The sequence below is a fragment of the Amycolatopsis sp. N2S4-7 genome (assembly GCF_058119595.1).
The window spans coordinates 9,754,559-9,772,291 of the sequence record NZ_CP172299.1 but is presented as its reverse complement, the minus strand read 5'-3'; the positions used below and the strand labels follow the sequence as shown (position 1 = coordinate 9,772,291).

Below are 17,733 nucleotides of genomic sequence, written 5' to 3'. Positions count from 1 at the left end.
ACCTCCTCGTCGAAAGCGGATTTCAGCTCGGGAGGCCCCACGCCGGTGCCGGGCCGAGGGCGGGGACGTCCCGGGGCGCGAAGCCGGGCCGCACGCCCCGCGGGGTGACGACGGCGGTGCCGCCGCGCCGCAGCCCGATCGCGATCCGGCCGGGCCCGGCCGGGCGCCAGGGCAGCCGCCTGCCGTGCTCGTCGCGGACCTCGACGTCCCCGGCGACGCCGTGCTGCAGGACCAGGGGCTCGCCGGCTTCGCTGTGCACGCGGACGAATTCCGTCGAGCCGGCGCGGCGGGAGGCGTCCACGAGGAACGCGCCTTCCGCGCGCAAACCGGCGATCGAGGCGTCGCGCCAGGTCGCCGACACCGACGGGAAGACCTTGAGCACGCCCCCGGACCCCTGCATCAGCATGTCCACCACGGACTGCGCGGCGGTGATCGGGCTTTCGATCGCGAAGTTGGAGCCCTCGCGGTACATCGTGTTCGCCGTCAGCTCGGTGTCGGCGACGATGTTCCGGTCGAGGAAGAACTTCAGGTAGCGCAACGCCTCTTCGGGCGCATCCATCACGGAGCTCATCGACGACGCGGCCGCGTAGCTGTAGCCGTGCCAGGCCTGCTGGTCGGCGATCCAGTGGTTGAACGTCCGCGTCATGACGTCGCGGTCGCCCGCACGGTCCCAGACCTTCTCCCGCAACGGGTACAGCCACAGCAGGTGCGAGAAGTGCCGGTGCGACGCGGCCAGCGGCACGCCGTCGCCGATCAGCACGCCGTTCGCGGGATCTTCGTGGTACGGCACCAGTTTCGCGCCGATTTCCCGCCAGATCGGCACGCGCGGCTCGTCGAGGCAGAGGATCCGCGCCGAGTCGACGAGCGTCCGGGCCGCCCACCGGATCAGCGACAGGTCGTAGGTGCAGTCGGGGGCGTCGGCGTACTCCGGCGACCGGGTCAGCGGCAGGTGCAGGAACCCGTCCGGGCCGGTGAAGAGGAAGTGGCGGTAGAAGTTGAGCGCCTTGGCCAGGGTCGGGTACAGGACGTCACGCAGCACGCGCCGGTCCAGGTGGTGCCGGTAGGCCAGCCAGACGTTGTGCAGGCCCCACAGCAGGTTCCCGGTCTGGTCGGTCTTGGACGTCGTCCCGGGCACGCCGACCGAGCGCGTGCCGCCGGGGCGCAGCCGCCAGTCGCCCGGGTGCGAAAGGGCGTAGGTGTCACCGTCGCGGTACGCGGGCGGCACGGACGTTTCGAGGTTCGCGTGGTCGCGCCGGAAGGTCTCGGTGACGGCGTCGAGTTCGGGGTGGTTGCTGCTGTTGACGATCGGGTAGGTGACCTGGACGTTGAGGTTCCACCAGACCGCGGTCCAGCTGTTGCCGACCTCCGGGAACCACGGGCCCCACTCGGACACCACGGGCCCGTCCGCGCGGGTGGCGGCGGCGATCTTGTACAGCTGGATCCAGTAGAACCGCTGCACCTGCTTGTCCGGCACCGAAACGAAGCTGCGCCGGTGGTAGTCGTTCCACCAGCGGCGGTGCCGGGCGAGCAGCGCGTCCGGGTTGGCCGCAAGCGCTTTCCGCACGGCCGCGAGGGCGTCGGCCGTGTGCGTCGTGCCCGGGAAGCTGTAGGCGACGGTCGCGGCGAGCAGCCGGCGCGCCCCGATCGTGCGTTCCCGCCACGCCGTCGTGTAGCCGCCGCCGGCGAGCATCGGCTGCGCGCAGTAGCCGTCGGCGAGCTCGGGCGCGGGGTTCGCGACGTACTCGGGTGGCTTGCGGACGGTCCGGGTGGTCGCCGACTCCAGCGGCTGGAACGCCCACGCCGCGCCGGCCTCGCCCGCGCTCGGGGTCAGCGAGACGAGCAGCACGCCCAGGTCGTTGTGCACCACCGCGGAGAACGCGACCGAGCCCTGCGTCGTGGTGATCGTGCCGCCCAGCTCGGCGTGGTACAGGTCGAGCGTCCAGTCGACGGCGGTGACCGCGCCGGCCAGGGTGAGCGTGAGGTAGCCGATCGGCAGCCGGGACAGGCCGATGCCGGCCTCCCACTGGATGCGCTGGTCCTGCACCTGGGTGTGGCTCAGCATCACCTTGAGGACCTGCGGCGTCTTCCCGGCGTAGACCTGCGCGCCGAGGTAGCCGTTGGCCAGGAACGGGCCTTCCTGCCAGTTCTTGGGCAGCCGCTTCCAGACCATCCGGGCGTCGGCGGCGACGTCCCGGTGCGGGTCGGCCGCGGCCAGCGCCGGCGGGGCCGCGCGGGCCCACAGACCACCGAAAGCGGCGGCCCCGGCGAGGACCGAAGCCGAGCGGAGCACCGTCCGCCGGGACACTGCGTCCATGAAGCATCCTCCGAATTCATACTACGTTTCGGTGAGATCATGCGGCGGCGTCCGGCCATAGTTGCAGAGGAGACCCCAAAAGGCCAGAGGAGTTCACCCAGACAGCGGCAGATACATCCGACGTATCAGTGTTCAGCCCGATCCGCTCACGCAACGCGGCCTTGCGCCGGAGATTGACTAGAGTGTACTTCTAGAGTTTGACTCTAGTCATCGCCGAACCGGAGGACGCCATGCGCCCCATCGCCAACACCCGGCAAGCCGACGCCTGGAACGGCTGGGAAGGTCTCCACTGGGCGCGGAACCGCGCCCGGTACAACGCGACCGTCGCCGCCTTCAACGACAACCTCTTCCGGTGTGCCGAGGTCGCGCCGGACCACCACGTGCTCGACATCGGCTGCGGGACGGGGCAGGTCACCCTGCTGGCGGCGCGGCGGGCGGACCGGGGACACGTCGTCGGGGTCGACCTTTCGGCCCCGATGCTGGACGTCGCCCGCGCCGACGCCGCGGCCCAGCGCCTCGCGAACGTACGGTTCGAGCAGGGTGACGCCCAGGTCCACCCCTTTCCCGACGCCGGTTTCGACCTCGCGATCAGCCGGGGCGGGGTGATGTTCTTCGAGGACGCCGTGGCCGCGTTCGCCAACGTCCGGCGCGGACTGCGCCCCGGCGGACGGCTGGTGTTCATCGGCCCGCAGGGCGGTTCTCCGGACAGCGAATACGCTCGCGCCACCGCGGCCCTGCGGCCCCTGATGCGCGAGCCGTCACCCGCCTCGCGGGGAATGGGATCGCTGGCCGACCCGGCCCGCATCCGGGAAGTGCTGGAAGCGGCCGGGTTCACCGACATCCGCGTCGAGCCGGTCACCGCCCCCATGGACTACGGCCGTGACGCCGCCGACGCGGCCGGCTTCATCCTCGGCCAGGGACCCGTTCGCACCAACCTGGACGGACTGGACCCGAGCGTCGTCGAACGGACGCGGGAACAGCTTCGGGCGGGACTCCGCGCGTTCGAAACCCCGGAAGGCGTCCGCATTTCCGGGGCGATCTGGCTGGTCAGCGCCGTCCGTCCCTGAGTGTGGCGGCGGGTCTCAGGCCCCGGGCAGCGCGGGCAGCGCCGGCGTGTACAACCAGCGGGTGAAGAACGGCCGGAGCGACCGCCCGGCCTGCGCTTCCGCCGCGGCGACGAAGGCCTCCGTCGTGACCAGGCCGTGCCGGTTGTCCACGGCCCACGCCTTCAGCAGCGCGAAGAACGCCGGATCCCCGATTTCCGCCCGCAGCGCGTGCAGGGTCAGCCCGCCCCGCTTGTAGACGCGCTCGTCGAACATCCGCGCCACGCCCGGGTCGGCGATCCGGACGTCGGCCGGCTTGGCCTTGATGCGCGTGTACCAGCTGCGGGCCAGGGCCGAGGCAGGCTGCCCGCCGGACTCCTCCGACCACAGCCACTCCGCGTAGGTCGCGAAGCCCTCGTTCAGCCAGATGTGCCGCCAGTCGGCCACCGTCAGGCTGTTGCCGAACCACTGGTGGGCCAGCTCGTGCACCACGAGCCGCTCGTGGGTGCGGCGGCCGTCGACGTGGTTGGCGCCGAAGATCGACATGCCCTGGGCCTCGATCGGGTCGTCGAGGTCGTCGTCGGTGACGACGATGACGTACTCGCGGAACGGGTACGGGCCGAACAGCCGCTGCAGGACCTCCATCATCCGGCCCTGCCGCCCGAAGTCGCGGTCGAACAGCCGGCGCAGCCGCGGCGGCACCGCCGCCCGCTGCGGCACGGTTTCGAGGACCGACTCCACCTGCCCGCTCGCCCGCCCGAAGCCGAGGCTCAGCCGGCGGGCGCCCACCCCCGCGTGCGGGAACCAGCCGCGGCCGGTCAGCTCGACGTCGTCGTAGCGGCCGATCTGCACGCTCATCAGGTACGTCGCCGTCGGCTCGGAACGTTCGTAGACCCACCTCGTCGTGCTGGCCGAGGTGGTCCGGTCGGCCAGGTCGCCGGTCACCGCGACCAGGTACGGCGACGCCGTCGCCACGGTGACGCGGTAGGTGGCCTTGTCCGACGGGTGGTCGTTGCACGGGAACCACGACGGCGCGCCGACCGGCTGGCTGGCCACGAGGGCGCCGTCGGTCAGCTCGTCCCAGCCGACGTCACCCCAGCGGCTGCCCACCGGCCGCGGGTTGCCGACGTAGTGCACCTCGACGGTGAACGCGGCTCCCGCCGGGATCGACTTCGCCGGCTTGACGTGCAGCTTCGCGCCCCGCTTCAGGTACTTCGCGGGCTTCCCGTCGACCAGCACGCGGTTGATCCGGAACTCGGCGAAGTCGAAGCTGACCCGGGACAGTGCCTGCGTCGCCTCGGCGGTGATCACGGCCGACGCCGACAGCCGGTTGGGCGCGACCTTGTAGTCGAGGTTCAGGTCGTAGTGCCGGACCCGGTAGCCGCCGTTGCCGTGGGCGGGGAGGTAGGGGTCACCGGAGGTGTCCGCGCCGGGTGCGGGAGCGGGGGCCTTCGAAATCACCCGTGGCGAACCTTTCCTCGTGCGTACTCGGACCAGGCTCGCACGAACGGGTGGGTCCGGCGAGCCAGGCGCGAGCTTCGTGACCTTCTACTTACCCGGCCACGCGGAGATCGGGTTGCCGAGCCACCGGGTGTCGGCCGGCACCTCGTCGCCGCGGGTCACCAGGGAGCCCGGGCCGACCGTGGTGCGCGCGCCGATGCCGGCGCCCGGCAGCACGATGCCGTGCGGGCCGAGCGTCGCACCCTCGCCGAAGGTCACCCGCGACATGCTCATGATCCGGTCGTGGAACAGGTGCGTCTGCACGACGCAGCCGCGGTTGATCGTCGCGCCGTCACCGAGCTCGACGAGGTCGGCCTCGGGCAGCCAGTACGTCTCCAGCCAGACCCCGCGGCCGATCTTGACGCCCATCGTGCGCAGCCAGGCGCTCAGCAGCGGGGTGCCGCCGATCGAGCCGATCAGCCACGGCACCGCGAGCGCCTCGACGAAGGTGTCGGCCAGCTCGTTGCGCCAGACGAAGGAGCTCCACAGCGGGTGGTCGACCTCGCGGAACTTGCCGACCAGCAGCCACTTCATCAGCGTCGCGGTCAGCGCGGCGACGACCCCGGCGGCCAGCAGGGCGGGCCCGGCCAGCAGCGCGGCCACCGCGAACCCGAACGCCGTCGCCGCCTGCAGCAGGCCGAACGCGACCGAGACGGTCAGCGCGACCCCGCACATGACCGGGACGATCCGGCACAGCTCGACCAGCGCCCGGGCCGCCTTGAGGTGCAGCGCCGGGGTGTAGGTGCGGCTCGTGTCGGCGTCGCCGATCGCGCGGCGGACCGGCAGCGGCGGCATCCCGAGGTACGACGAGCCCTTCTTCGCCTTCAACGGTGTCGAAGACAGGACGCCGACCAGGCCGCGCTTCGGCACCGAACGGCCGGGCGCGGTCATCCCCGAGTTACCGAGGAAGGCCTGCTTGCCGATCCGGGCCGGGGCGACGTGCAGCCAGCCGTGGCCGAGCTCGTAGGTGGCGACCATGGTGTCGTCGGCCAGGAACGCGCCGCTGTCGACCTTGGTCATCTTCGGCAGCGCCAGGACGGTCGACGCCTCGACGTTGCGGCCGACCTTCGCCCCGAGCAGCCGCAGCCACACGGGCGTGAACAGGCTGGCGTACAGCGGGAACAGGCCCTCACGGGCCATGCTCATCAGGCGTTCGGTCGCCCAGACCTGCCACGCGACGCGGCCGTGCACCGGGTGGTAGCCCTCGACCATGCCGAGGCTCAGCGCCCGGACGCCGGCGAGCACGAGCAGCATGTACGCGGCGAAGTAGGCGATGGTCGCGACGGGCACGAAGATCAGCGCCTGGGTGAAGGCGGCCGGCAGTGTCGGGGCGCCGGTGATCGCGTACCCGAGCACGGCGACGCCCGCCAGCGCGGCGATGCCGGGGAGGAAGCCGAGGAGCAGCGAAGTCGCGCCGTAGACGGTGGCCCAGAAGTGCGACCGCGGCGGACGGCTCGACGGCCACTTCAGCGCGTCCCGCTCGTCCTTGGCCACGCGCGCGGCGGGCGAGCCGGCCCAGCGCTGGCCGGCCGGGACGGCGCCGCGGACGGTCGACCCGGCCGCGATCTCCGCGCCCTTGCCGATCCGGACGCCCGGGAAGAGCGTGCTGCGGGCGCCGATGCGGGCTTCCGCGCCGACGCGGACCTTGCCGATGTGCACGACGTCGCCGTCGACCCAGTGGCCGGTCAGGTCGACCTCCGGCTCGATCGCGGCACCGCGGCCCAGCTTGAGGAAGCCGGTGACCGGCGGCGGCGAGTGCAGGTCGACGTCCTTGCCGATCCGCGCGCCGAGCGCCTTGGCGTACGTCGTCATCCAGGACGCGCCCGCGACACTGTCCGCGCCGCTGAACTCGGCGAGCTTCTCGGCCGTCCAGAGTCGCAAGTGGACACTGCCGCCGCGCGGGTAGGTGCCGGGCCGGACACCGGAGAGCAGGACCCGCGCGCCGCCCGCGGCGATCGCGATCCGGCCCGCGGGGCTGAACAGCACCACCCAGGCGAGACCGATCCACGCCCAGTTCAGCGTCGGCGCCCAGGCGAACCCGAGCAGGGACAGGACGTTCGACAGCGCCGCGGCGAGCGTCGCCCAGCGCAGCCCGACCAGGCCCATCAGCGGGACCGTCAGCAGTGTCTGGATCACCCCGGCACGGCGCTTGGTCGGCGCGATCTCCCGGCGTTCGGTGGCCTGCCCGCTCAGCGCGTCGAGCATCGCGGCCAGCGCGCCCAGCCTGGGGTGGGCGTAGATGTCGGCGACCGACACCTGCGGGTGCCGGGTGCGGATGCGGGCGACCACCTGGGCGGCGGTCAAGCTGCCGCCGCCGTGGGTGAAGAAGTCCGTCTTCGGGCTGTCGACCGACACGCCGAGGATCTCGGCCCAGCCTTCGGCGAGCCACGTCTCGGTCGGGGTCAGCCCGGAAGCCTCCACTGTGGACAGCGGCCACGGGAGGGCGGAGCGGTCGACCTTGCCGGAGGTGCGCGTGGGCAGGTCGTCGACGACGGCGAGCAGCGGCACCAGCGCGGCGGGCAGGTGCTCGCGCAGCCGGGTGGCGGACTGCTCGTGGTCGAACGCGACCCCGGCGGCGGGCACGACGTACCCGACGAGGACCTGGTTGCCCGCCTTCGTGCGGCGGATCGCGGCGGCCGCGCCCTGCACGCCCGGCAGGGCCTGCAGGGCGGCGTCGACCTCGCCCAGCTCGATGCGGCGGCCGCCGAGCTTGACCTGCTCGTCGAGGCGGCCGAGGAACAGCAGGCCGTCGGCTTCGGCGCGGACCATGTCGCCCGAGCGGTAGGCGCGCTGCCAGCCCAGCGACGGCAGTGGTGCGAACTTCTCCGCGTCCTTCTCGGCGTCGAGGTAGCGGGCCAGGCCGACGCCGCCGATGACGAGCTCGCCGGTGTCGCCCATGGCGACCGGCTCGCCTTCGTCGTTGACGACGGCGAGCTGCCAGCCGGCGAGCGGCAGGCCGATGCGCACGGGGCCTTCGCCGGTCAGCTGCGCGGCGCAGGCGACGACGGTGGCCTCGGTCGGGCCGTAGGTGTTCCAGACTTCGCGGCCTTCGACGGCCACGCGCTCGGCCAGCTCCGGCGGGCAGGCTTCGCCGCCGAAGATGAGCAGGCGGACGTCTTCGAGCGCGTCGGCGGGCCACAGCGCGGCCAGCGTCGGCACGGTCGAGACGACGGTGATCTGCTGCGCGACCAGCCACGGGCCGAGGTCGACGCCGGTGCGGACCAGCGCGCGCGGCGCCGGGACCAGGCAGGCGCCGTGCCGCCAGGCCAGCCACATCTCTTCGCAGGAGGCGTCGAAGGCGACGCTCAGCCCGGCCAGGACGCGGTCGCCCGGGCCGACGGGCTCCTCGGTGAGGAACAGTTCCGCCTCGGCGTCGACGAAGGCGGCGGCACTCGCGTGGGTGACCGCGACGCCCTTGGGCTTGCCGGTGGAGCCGGAGGTGAAGATGATCCAGGCGTCGTCGGCCGGGCCGGGGGTGCCTTCGCGGCCGCCCGGGGTGCTGTGGACGTGGATCTCGCCGTCGGTGGCGACGGCCGCGACCTGGGCTTCTTCGAAGACCAGCTCGGCGCGCTCGTCCGGGTCGTCCGCGTCGACCGGCACGTAGGCGGCGCCGACGGACAGGGTGGCGAGGATCGCGACGTACAGCTCGGCGGTGCCGGAGGAGATCCGGATGCCGACGCGGTCGCCGAGGCCGACGCCGTAGCTCTTGAGGCGGCGCCCGTAGCCGTCGATCTCCTCCAGCAGGCGCCGGTAGGTCAGGGTGGTGGTGCCGTCGTCGATCGCGGCGGCGTTCGGGTGCCGCTCGGCGGTGGCGGCGAGGATGTCGAGCAGCGTGCGCTCGCTCGCGCCGAGGCCCGACCAGAACAGCGCCCGGTCGGCGACGGGGGCGAGGGTGACTTCGGCGGCGGGCTCGACCGGTTCGATGGTGACGGTCATCGGCCACTCACCTCGGCCGTGACGCAGACGTGCAGGGACGAACCTCGGGCGCGCAAGCCCACCACTCACCTTCCGGGAGCCTCACCGGGCTTGCTCTCCGAACGAGGCGCCCGCAACGACCCTTCACCATACCCGCAGGTGAAGGAAAGGTATCCGCATGGTCACGAGGGAGTGTCGGACCTCACGAAGATCGCCGTGACCGGAGGGCATCACTCGTGATCAGAGAGGCATCATGCGTGATGGGAGGGGCATCGAGAGTGATGCCCTCCCATCACACGTGTTGCCCGTCCAATCACGCGTGACACCCGAACGTCACCGGGATTTGGCGGGGCGGGCCGCTTTTCCGCCGACCGGCTTCGCCTTCTTTTCGCGAACGCGGACATTCACCCGGACGGGGCTGCCGGCGAAGCCGAACTGCTCGCGGAACTTGCGCTCGATGAACCGGCGGTAGCCCGCCTCGAGGAAGCCGGTGGTGAACAGCACCAGCGTCGGCGGGCGGATGCCGGCCTGCGTCGCGAACAGCACCTTCGGCTGCTTGCCGCCGCGGACCGGCGGCGGGGTGGCCGCGATCAGGTCGGACAGCCACGCGTTGAGCTGGCCGGTCGGCACCCGCTTGTCCCACGAGCTGAGCGCGGTCCGCAGGGCCGGCGCGAGCTTGCGCACCGAGCGGCCGGTCAGCGCGGAGATGTTGACCTTCTCCGCCCACGGCACGCGGACCAGGCCGCGTTCCAGCTCGCGGACCATCGCGTGCCGGCGGTCCTCGTCGACCAGGTCCCACTTGTTGAACGCCAGCACGCACGCGCGCCCGGCCTCGACGACCATGGTCAGCACCCGCAGGTCCTGCTCGGAGATCGGCTCGGCCGCGTCCAGCAGCACGATCGCGACCTCGGCCGCGTCGATCGCGGTCTTCGTGCGCAGCGAGGCGTAGTACTCGGCGCCCGCGGCGAAGTTGACGCGCTTGCGCAGGCCCGCGGTGTCGACGAACCGCCAGGTCTCGCCGTCCAGCTCGACCAGCGAGTCGACCGGGTCGACGGTGGTGCCGGCCACCGAGTCGACGACCGAGCGCTCCTCGCCGGACAGCTTGTTCAGCAGGCTCGACTTGCCGACGTTGGGCTTGCCGACCAGCGCGACGCGCCGCGGGCCCGACGTCACGGCGCCGCCCTCGCGCGGCGACTCGGGCAGGGCCTTGAGGATGGCGTCGAGCAGGTCGCCGGAGCTGCGGCCGTGCAGCGCGCTGACCGGGTGCGGCTCGCCGAGGCCGAGCGACCACAGCGACGCGGTGTCCGCGAGCAGCCGGTCGTCGTCGACCTTGTTCGCCGCGAGCAGCACCGGCTTCTTCGAGCGGCGCAGCACCTTGGAGACGGCTTCGTCGGTGGCCGTGGCGCCGACCGAGGCGTCGATCACCAGCAGCACCGCGTCCGCGGTCTGCATGGCCAGCTCGGCCTGCGCGGCGACGGAGGCCTGCAGCCCGGTCGCGTCCGGCTCCCAGCCGCCCGTGTCGACCAGGGTGAACCTGCGCCCGCCCCAGTAGGCGTCGTAGGCGACGCGGTCGCGGGTCACGCCCGGCACGTCCTGCACCACGGCTTCGCGGCGGCCGAGGATGCGGTTGACCAGCGTCGACTTGCCCACGTTCGGCCGGCCGACGACGGCGAGCACCGGCTGCGCGAGCGCGGCCTCTTCGGCCGCTTCCGCCGCCTCGATCTGCGCGTCGAGCTTGGCGAACTCGGTCTCGTCGGACCAGGTGCCGTCGACTTCGCCGACGCTGTCGTACTCTTCCATCACTGACCCAATTTCCCTTATGGCGTAACGAATCCGTTTTCGGTACGCCAATCGTCCAAAGTCTTCACGAGCGCCGCGAGCTCGCCGCGCAGCTCTTCGGTGCCCTGGTCGAGCCCGGTCTTCCCGGGTCCGACCGCCGGGGTGAACGGCTCCCCCACGAGGATGTCCACCCGCGGCCGGAACCGCCGGCGGCCGCTCTCCGGCTTGCGCGTGCCCCGCGTCGCGACCGGGAGCACGGTCGCGCCGGAGGCCCGGACGAGCCAGGCCGCACCGCGTTCGGCCGCGCCGACGTCGCCGGCCCCGCGGGTCCCCTCGGGGAAGATCCCGACGACACCGCCGTCCTTCAGCACGCCGACCGCGGTCATCAGCGGTTTGCGGTCGATCTCGCCGCGCTTGAGCGGGATCTGCCCGATCGCCAGCATGAACCTGCCGACGATCCCGCCGAACATCTCGGCCTTGACCAGGAACGCCGAACGCCGCGGCAGCATTCCGAAGATCAGCTGCGGTTCGATCATCGAGCTGTGGTTGGCGATCACCAGCACCGGCCCGGTGGCGGGCATGCGCTCGCGGCCGTGCACCCGGATGCGGAAGGCCGAGCGCAGATAGTACCGGGCGAAGACCCGCCCGGCGTCGTGGAGTGCGCCGACGGAGCCTTCCGGCAGTCCGCCGGCTGCTTTCGGGGGGTCCAGGGGGGCTCGCCCCCCGGCTGGGGTCCGGGGCTCGGCCCCAGAAGACCCAGCGCTCATCGAGCCACCTCGGCGTTGCACCCCGCCAGCAGTCCTCGGTGGCTGGCCAGTTCGCTCAGCGCGACGATCACCTGGTCGATCGACAGTTCCGAGGTGTCGACGTGCACGGCGTCGTCGGCGGCGCGCAGCGGTGACGCCGCCCGGGTCGAGTCGAGGCGGTCGCGGCGCTCGACGCTCGCCAGAGCGTCGGCGACCGAGGACTGCCGCCCCGCCGCGGTGTCCTGCGTGCTGCGGCGCGACGCGCGGACGTCGGCCGAGGCGGTCAGGAAGACCTTGAGCGGCGAGTCCGGCGCGACGACGGTGCCGATGTCCCGGCCTTCGACGACGATCCCGCCGCGGTGCCCCACCACGTCGCCGATGAGCTGCCGCTGCCGCTCGACCAGCAGCTCACGCACGTGCGGCACGGCCGAGACGGGCGAAACGGCCTTGGTGACCTCCGGCCCGCGGATGTCGGCGGCGACGTCCTCCCCGCCCAGGCGGATCTCGGGCCGCTCGGGGCTGGTGCCGATGCTGAACTCGGCCCGGTCGGCGACGGCGGCGACGGCGTTCGCGTCGGCCGGGTCGACGCCCGCGCGCAGCACGGCGAGGGTGACCATCCGGTACATCGCACCGGTGTCGAGGTAGCCGGCCCCGAGCCGCTGGGCGAGCTTGCGGGCGACGGTGGTCTTCCCGGTCCCCGACGGGCCGTCCAGCGCGACCACACCACGTAGGGCTCCCGTCACCGGCACTCTCCTCGCGTTCTCGTCTCGTTCGGCTTTGCCCTTCATTCTGCCGGTCGGGCCCCGGACGAGATCAGTCGCCCCGCGCGCCGAAGCGGGCGACGACCAAGGCGAGGCGCTCGTCACGGTTCTCCGGCGACAGCCGACGGCCGCGATCCAACGTCACGAGGCCGTGCAGCGTGCTCCAGAACACCTCGGTGAGGACGCCCGCGTCCTGCGTCCCCGCCACCGGCTCGATGACCGCGTGCAGCTCCGCGAAGTTCGCCTTCATCACCTCCGGGGTGTCGTCCCGCGCGAACCGGAGCTCGGACGCGAGGGTGAACATCGCGTCGTAGAGCGCCGGTTTCGCCTCGGCGAACTCGACGTACGCGCCCGCAATGCCGGCGAGGCCGCCGTCGCGCGCCCCGGCCAGTGCCGCGGCCAGCTCGGCGAAGCCCTCCAGCGCGGCCGCCGCCATGATCGCGTCCTTGCCGCCGGGGAAGTGGCTGTAGAGCACCGGCTGGCTGTACTCGATCAGCGCCGCGAGCCGCCGGGTGGTGACCGCGTCCCAGCCTTCCTCCTCGGCGAGCTCCCGCGCCGCCGTGACGATCCGCTGTCCGCGCTCGGTCCGGTCGCGCACACGCCGTTGTCGCTGGGTCATACGACACAGGCTAGCACTGCTAGACAAACTAGCGGTGCTAAGTTAGCGTTGCTAGCAACCCTAGCGATGCTAGAAAACTGGAGGGAACACCATGCTCGTCACCGGTTACGTCCTCGTCGCGATCGTCGCGCTCGGGATCATCTACATCGGCCTCAACTACCTCTTCGCGCCGGCGAAGATCGCCGCGGGCTTCGGCTTCACCGAAGTCCCCGAAAACGCCACCGGCTTCCTGAACGTCAAGGGCGGCCGCGACATCGGGGCCGGTCTCGTCCCGCTGGCCCTGATGATCTACGGCGACCCGCACGCGCTCGCCTGGGTCATCCTCACCGCGGCCGTCTGGCCCGTCTTCGACATGCTGATCATCCTGCGCCACCGGGAAGAAGGCCATTGCCTTCGGAGTCCACGGCCTCACCGCCGCCGTGATGGTTGTCGCGGGCCTGCTCCTGCTGCTCGGCTGAACGCCGCGAATCGGACAGCTGGGTTACGGTGGTCGGGTGAACGTCGAAGTAACCCCCCTGCCCGGCATCGGGGTCCGCAAGGACTTCGCCACCCGTACCGGCCGCCGCATCGGCGTCGTCACCCAGCGGGACGGTCACATCGAGCTGATCGTGTCCAAACCGGACGATCCCGATGCCTGCGCCGCCTCGATCCCGCTCACCGCGGACGAGGCCGGCGCGCTGGCCAACCTGCTCGGCGCACCGCAGCTGGTCGCGCAGCTGACCGAGGAGCACCGCGACCTGCCGGGGATCAGCACGCGGCAGCTGCCGATCAAGCCGTCCGGTCCCTTCGACGGCCGGACGCTCGGCGACACCGCGATGCGCACCCGCACCGGCGTTTCGGTGGTCGCGGTGGCCCGGGCGGGCCAGGTGCACCCGTCGCCGGCGCCGGACTTCACGCTCACCGGGGGCGACCTGCTCGTCGCGGTCGGCACGGGCGAGGGCCTCGAAGCCGCCGCCAAGATCCTCAAGTACGGCTGAGCGGCCGATGGACCACACCGCGCTGTCCCTGATCGAACTGGGGGCGGTCTTCTTCGTGCTGGGCGTGCTCGGCCGCCTGGCGGGCAAGATCGGCCTCTCCCCCATCCCGCTCTACCTGCTCGGCGGCCTCTGCTTCGGCTCCGGCGGCCTGATCCCGCTGACCGACATCGGCGGCTTCACGCACCTGGCCAGCGAAATCGGCGTCGTGCTGCTGCTCCTGCTGCTCGGCCTCGAGTACTCCGCGGCCGAGCTGTTCACCGGGCTGCGCCGGTCCTGGACGGCCGGGCTGCTCGACATCGTGCTCAACTCCGTCCCCGGCGCGGCGGTCGCGCTGCTGCTGGGCTGGGGCCCGGTCGGCGCGATGGTGATGGCGGGCGTCACGTACATCTCGTCGTCCGGGATCGTCGCGAAGGTGCTCGGCGACCTCGGCCGCCTCGGCAACCGCGAGACGCCGGTGGTCCTGTCGATCCTCGTGTTCGAGGACCTGGTGATGGCGCTCTACCTGCCGATCCTCACCGCGGTGCTGGGCGGGGTCTCCCTGCTCGGCGGCATGGAGGCCGTCGGGATCTCGCTGCTGGTGATCACCGTGGTGCTGGTGATCGCGCTGAAGTTCGGCCGGTACGTCTCGGCCGCGGTGGACAGCCCGGACCGCGAGGTGTTCCTGCTCAAGGTGCTCGGCGCGGCGTTGCTGGTGGCCGGGCTGGCGTCGGCGATGCAGGTGTCGGCCGCGGTCGGCGCGTTCCTGCTCGGCATCGCGATCTCGGGCTCGACGGCGGAGAACGCGACGCACCTGCTGGAACCGCTGCGGGACCTGTTCGCCGCGGTGTTCTTCGTCGTCTTCGGGCTCAACACGAACCCGGCGTCGATCCCGCCGGTGCTCGGCTGGGCCGTGGTGCTGGCGGTGATCACGACGCTGACGAAGGTCGGCACGGGCTGGTGGGCCGCGCGGCGCCAGGGCATCGGGAAGATGGGCCGCGCCCGCGCCGGAGCGGCGCTGGTCGCGAGAGGCGAGTTCTCGATCGTCATCGCCGGGCTGGCGGTGACGGCGGGCGCGGTTTCGGGTGAGCTGGCCGCCCTGGCGACGGCGTACGTCCTGCTGATGGCGATCCTCGGCCCCACGGCGGCCCGGGTGGTGGAGCCGATCGCCCGGGCGCTGCAGCGGAAGTCGGCGCCGAAGACCGCCCCGGCCGAGGCGAACTGACCGACTACGGCGCGTACGTCCCGGTGGCGGCGAACGGCTCGGTGGTGTTCGTGCGCGACGACGACGGCAGTCCGGCGCTGCCGGGCTAGGTCAGCGAGGAGTGCCGCGCGGACCTAGGGCAGCTCCGCCCGGCCCGCCGACGGCACGAACGCCCTCGTGTCGGGGGCCGGGTGGGTTGTCGCCGCGGGCACCACGCCCGCCAGCGGGACCGACGCCGACGTGCGGGCCAGGTCCAGCGTCACCCGGCCCGGCTGGGCCGGCCCGCGGATGAAGCTGCCGTCCGTTCCTCCGATGATCAACGCCAGGGCGTGGCCGCGAGGCACCACGTGGTCGGTCGACGCCAGCCGGAACGTCATCGTGTACGCCGTGCCGGGAGTCAACGGGCGTTCCTGCGAAAGCGACGCGTAGTTCGCGAGGTCCGCCCAGCCCCGGCTGAGGATCGTGTAGTTCACCTTCTTCACGTCCGCCGACGCCACGCGATAACAAGCGTCGTCCCCGGACGTCGACGAACCCCAGCAGTTCTCGGTGGTCCCCGTCTTGATCCCCTCGCCGCTGCCCGCGAAGTTGCGGATCGTCGCCGGGCCGAGGTCCACGAGCAAGGCCGACAGCCGCGCCGACGACGTGCTCGGCGTCGCCGTCACGGTCACCGAAGTCGTGCCCGAGACCTGCAGGTCGGAGGCCAAGGTCCCGGTCGAGTAGGTCAGCGCGGCGCTGCCCGGGTTCGTCACCCAGGTGTCCTCGCCGACGCTCGGGTTGTCGGTGAACGACGCCGTGCCCGAGCCCGCGGCCGTGCCGAGCGTCCCGGACGCGTGCGGCCGCAGCGTCGTCGCGACGGCGTTCGCCGCCGGGTACGCGCTCTGGTCCACCCACTGGTCCGGCTGCCGCTCGACGCTCGCCTGCGGCCCGTTCTGGACGCCGTTGTCGATGCCGAGCAGGTAGTGGTCGAACCACCGGTGCAGCAGGTCCACCCAGGCCGCCCGCCGGTAGTCGAACGGGTCGACGTGCCCGGTCTGCGACAGCCAGATCTTCTTCTCGACGGTCAGCCCGCTCCACCACTGTCCGAAGTGGATGGTCTTGACGTTGAGGTCGTTGACGCCGTGCGAAAGCAGCACGCTCGCCCGGACGTTGCCCGCGCGGGTGACGTAGTCCCGGTCCGCCCACAGCGGCCCGTAGTCGCCGTTCGCCGTGGCGCCGGCGGTGAGGACCTGGTTCTGCGCCGAACAGTCCTGCCCGCTGTTGCGCGCCTCGACCGTCTGCGCGAGCCCGGCCGGGTTGAAGCCGAAGGTGGCGCCGTCGGAGCGGTAGTAGTCGTACCAGGAGCTGATCGCGGAGATCGGCACGATGGTCTTCAGGCCGGCGACGCCGGTCGCCGCGACGCCGTTGGCGATCGTGCCGTCGTAGGACTTCCCGATCATGCCGACGTTCCCGGTGCTCCAGCCCGCCGTCACCGCGCTGCCGCCGGTCTTCGCGCTGTAGCCGGTCGCGCGGCCGTTCAGCCAGTCGACGACCTTGCGCGCCGAGTCGACGTCCGAAGCGCCGCCGACGTCGGCGCAGCCGGCCGAGCGGTTCGTCCCGGCCAGGTCGACGAGCACCACGGCGTACCCGCGCGGCACGAAGTAGTTGTCGTAGAACAGCGGGAACTTCACCGGCTTCCCGGCGCTGTCGTACGACTTCAGCTCGCTCTCGTTGCCGCGGCCGCAGCAGGAGTAGTAAGGGCTGGCGTCCATGATCACCGGCACGCGTGACGTCGCTTCGCTGGGCCGGACGATGTCGGCGGCGACGCGGTCCGAGCGGCCGTCGCCGTCACCGTCGTGGCCGATGTCGACCCAGACGGTTTCGCGGACCGCCTTCGCGTAGTCGTAGACCGGTTCGCTCGTCGCGGGCGCCGCGGCGGCCGGCGCCACCGAGCCGGACAGGAGCACCGCGAGGATCCCGCACACCACACCGGTTCGCATGGCGCCCACGCTAGGGACGCGGAAAACACCCCCGCCACGGCGGAAAGTCGGGGATCGCGACGCGCCCCTCGTTCGGAGTAGCTTGGCGAGGGTGACCGAGTCCCTGCCCGCGGTGAGCCGCACCGCCGTCGGCGTCGCCGCGCTGCGCGCCTACGAGAGCAACCGGCCGGACCGCCTGTTCGAAGACCCGTACGCGGCCGCGTTTTTCGAGGCGGGCCGGTCAGCGCTGCCCGGCACATCGCCCGAGGGGCCGCAGGCCGGGCTGGGCGCGCTGTTCTACCCGCAGGTCGTGATCCGCACCCGGTTCTACGACGACCACCTGCTCGGCAGCGGCTGCGCGCAGGTCGTCCTGCTCGCGGCCGGGCTCGACACGCGGGCGTTCCGGCTCGCCTGGCCGGACGGCACGCGGCTGTTCGAGCTTGACCTGCCGGAAGTGCTGGCGTTCAAGGACGAGGTGCTCGCCGGGCAGGGCGCCGAACCGGCGTGCGCCCGGGTCGTCGTGCCCGCCGATCTGCGCGAGGACTGGGCCACGGCGCTGCGTGGCGCCGGCTTCGACCCGGCCGTGCCGACCGCGTGGCTGGCCGAGGGCCTGCTGATGTACCTGACCGGCGAGGAGGCCGAGCGGCTGCTGACCACCGTCGGCGAGCTGTCGGCGCCGGGCAGCCGGATCGCGTTCGAGCACCGGCCGGGCACCCCGCCGGGGAGCCTGATCGCCCGCGCGAAGGCGGCCGCGGGCGGCGAGCACGTCACGTCCCTGTGGCGCAGCGGGCTCGGCGGCCGGGCACCGGAGTGGCTGGCCGCCCACGGCTGGACGCCGTCGACGGTCACCCGCGCGGAGCTGGCCACCCGCTACGGCCGGCCGTCGGACGACGACGCGACCGCCGGCGGCTTCGTCACCGCCGTGCTGTGACAACGGGGCTCGC

Annotated in this window: 12 protein-coding genes and 1 pseudogene; 5 read left to right on the top strand and 8 right to left on the bottom strand. The window is 72.4% G+C overall.

Annotated features, from left to right (window positions below):
* Positions 1-22: 22 nt before the first annotated feature.
* Positions 23-2,314 (bottom strand): glycosyl hydrolase family 95 catalytic domain-containing protein, encoded by a 2,292-nt coding sequence (locus tag ACH54P_RS46145; protein ID WP_489909618.1) that lies wholly within the window; start codon positions 2,312-2,314, stop codon positions 23-25.
* 230 nt (positions 2,315-2,544) lie between these two features.
* Between ACH54P_RS46145 and ACH54P_RS46140 the strand changes: the two genes are divergently transcribed.
* The gene (locus ACH54P_RS46140) at positions 2,545-3,381 is read left to right on the top strand and encodes a class I SAM-dependent methyltransferase (RefSeq protein WP_489909616.1); all 837 of its coding nucleotides are present in this window, start codon (positions 2,545-2,547) and stop codon (positions 3,379-3,381) included.
* Positions 3,382-3,396: 15 nt separating this feature from the next.
* Here the strand turns inward: ACH54P_RS46140 and ACH54P_RS46135 are convergent, their stop codons facing one another.
* The 6 genes from ACH54P_RS46135 to ACH54P_RS46110 form a co-directional block, all read right to left on the bottom strand.
* Entirely contained in the window at positions 3,397-4,818 is a 1,422-nt protein-coding gene (locus tag ACH54P_RS46135; RefSeq protein ID WP_489909615.1) for a M1 family metallopeptidase, read from the bottom strand.
* Between the two features lie 87 nt (positions 4,819-4,905).
* Positions 4,906-8,793, bottom strand: coding sequence for a Pls/PosA family non-ribosomal peptide synthetase (locus tag ACH54P_RS46130; RefSeq protein ID WP_489909614.1), 3,888 nt, complete (start codon positions 8,791-8,793; stop codon positions 4,906-4,908).
* Positions 8,794-9,105: 312 nt separating this feature from the next.
* Complete coding sequence (gene der, locus ACH54P_RS46125; RefSeq protein ID WP_489909613.1) at positions 9,106-10,572, bottom strand: ribosome biogenesis GTPase Der; 1,467 nt, start codon at positions 10,570-10,572, stop codon at positions 9,106-9,108.
* Between the two features lie 17 nt (positions 10,573-10,589).
* Positions 10,590-11,261 carry a lysophospholipid acyltransferase family protein gene (locus tag ACH54P_RS46120; protein WP_489917028.1) on the bottom strand — a complete coding sequence of 224 codons (672 nt, stop codon included), beginning with the start codon at positions 11,259-11,261 and terminating at the stop codon, positions 10,590-10,592.
* Positions 11,262-11,314: 53 nt separating this feature from the next.
* On the bottom strand, positions 11,315-12,019 hold the full coding sequence (gene cmk, locus ACH54P_RS46115) for a (d)CMP kinase (protein WP_489917026.1): 705 nt from the start codon (positions 12,017-12,019) through the stop codon (positions 11,315-11,317).
* 91 nt (positions 12,020-12,110) lie between these two features.
* The gene (locus ACH54P_RS46110; RefSeq protein WP_489909612.1) at positions 12,111-12,677 is read right to left on the bottom strand and encodes a TetR/AcrR family transcriptional regulator; all 567 of its coding nucleotides are present in this window, start codon (positions 12,675-12,677) and stop codon (positions 12,111-12,113) included.
* A 91-nt stretch (positions 12,678-12,768) separates the two neighbouring features.
* On the opposite strand from ACH54P_RS46110, the pseudogene ACH54P_RS46105 reads away from it, so the two are divergent.
* The 3 genes and pseudogenes from ACH54P_RS46105 to ACH54P_RS46095 form a co-directional block, all read left to right on the top strand.
* Positions 12,769-12,999: pseudogene (locus ACH54P_RS46105) on the top strand (DUF4267 domain-containing protein); the annotation flags it as partial.
* A gap of 172 nt (positions 13,000-13,171) precedes the next feature.
* Positions 13,172-13,654 (top strand): cation:proton antiporter regulatory subunit, encoded by a 483-nt coding sequence (locus ACH54P_RS46100; protein WP_489909611.1) that lies wholly within the window; start codon positions 13,172-13,174, stop codon positions 13,652-13,654.
* A gap of 7 nt (positions 13,655-13,661) precedes the next feature.
* Positions 13,662-14,855: a cation:proton antiporter gene (locus ACH54P_RS46095; protein ID WP_489909610.1), complete on the top strand. Its 1,194-nt coding sequence runs from the start codon at positions 13,662-13,664 to the stop codon at positions 14,853-14,855.
* Between the two features lie 113 nt (positions 14,856-14,968).
* On the opposite strand, the gene ACH54P_RS46090 is transcribed toward ACH54P_RS46095, so the two are convergent.
* On the bottom strand, positions 14,969-16,798 hold the full coding sequence (locus tag ACH54P_RS46090) for a Xaa-Pro dipeptidyl-peptidase (protein WP_489917024.1): 1,830 nt from the start codon (positions 16,796-16,798) through the stop codon (positions 14,969-14,971).
* A gap of 103 nt (positions 16,799-16,901) precedes the next feature.
* Between ACH54P_RS46090 and ACH54P_RS46085 the strand changes: the two genes are divergently transcribed.
* Positions 16,902-17,720, top strand: a complete 819-nt coding sequence (locus tag ACH54P_RS46085) for a class I SAM-dependent methyltransferase (RefSeq protein WP_489909609.1) — start codon at positions 16,902-16,904, stop codon at positions 17,718-17,720.
* Positions 17,721-17,733: the final 13 nt, after the last annotated feature.

What these genes read in the sequence shown, in the direction of transcription:
- ACH54P_RS46145 (WP_489909618.1), bottom strand. Translation starts at nt 2,314, where the DNA reads ATGGACGCAGTGTCCCGGCGGACGGTGCTCCGCTCGGCTTCGGTCCTC.
- ACH54P_RS46140 (WP_489909616.1), top strand. Translation starts at nt 2,545, where the DNA reads ATGCGCCCCATCGCCAACACCCGGCAAGCCGACGCCTGGAACGGCTGG.
- ACH54P_RS46130 (WP_489909614.1), bottom strand. Translation starts at nt 8,793, where the DNA reads ATGACCGTCACCATCGAACCGGTCGAGCCCGCCGCCGAAGTCACCCTC.
- der (WP_489909613.1), bottom strand. Translation starts at nt 10,572, where the DNA reads ATGGAAGAGTACGACAGCGTCGGCGAAGTCGACGGCACCTGGTCCGAC.
- ACH54P_RS46110 (WP_489909612.1), bottom strand. Translation starts at nt 12,677, where the DNA reads ATGACCCAGCGACAACGGCGTGTGCGCGACCGGACCGAGCGCGGACAG.
- ACH54P_RS46095 (WP_489909610.1), top strand. Translation starts at nt 13,662, where the DNA reads ATGGACCACACCGCGCTGTCCCTGATCGAACTGGGGGCGGTCTTCTTC.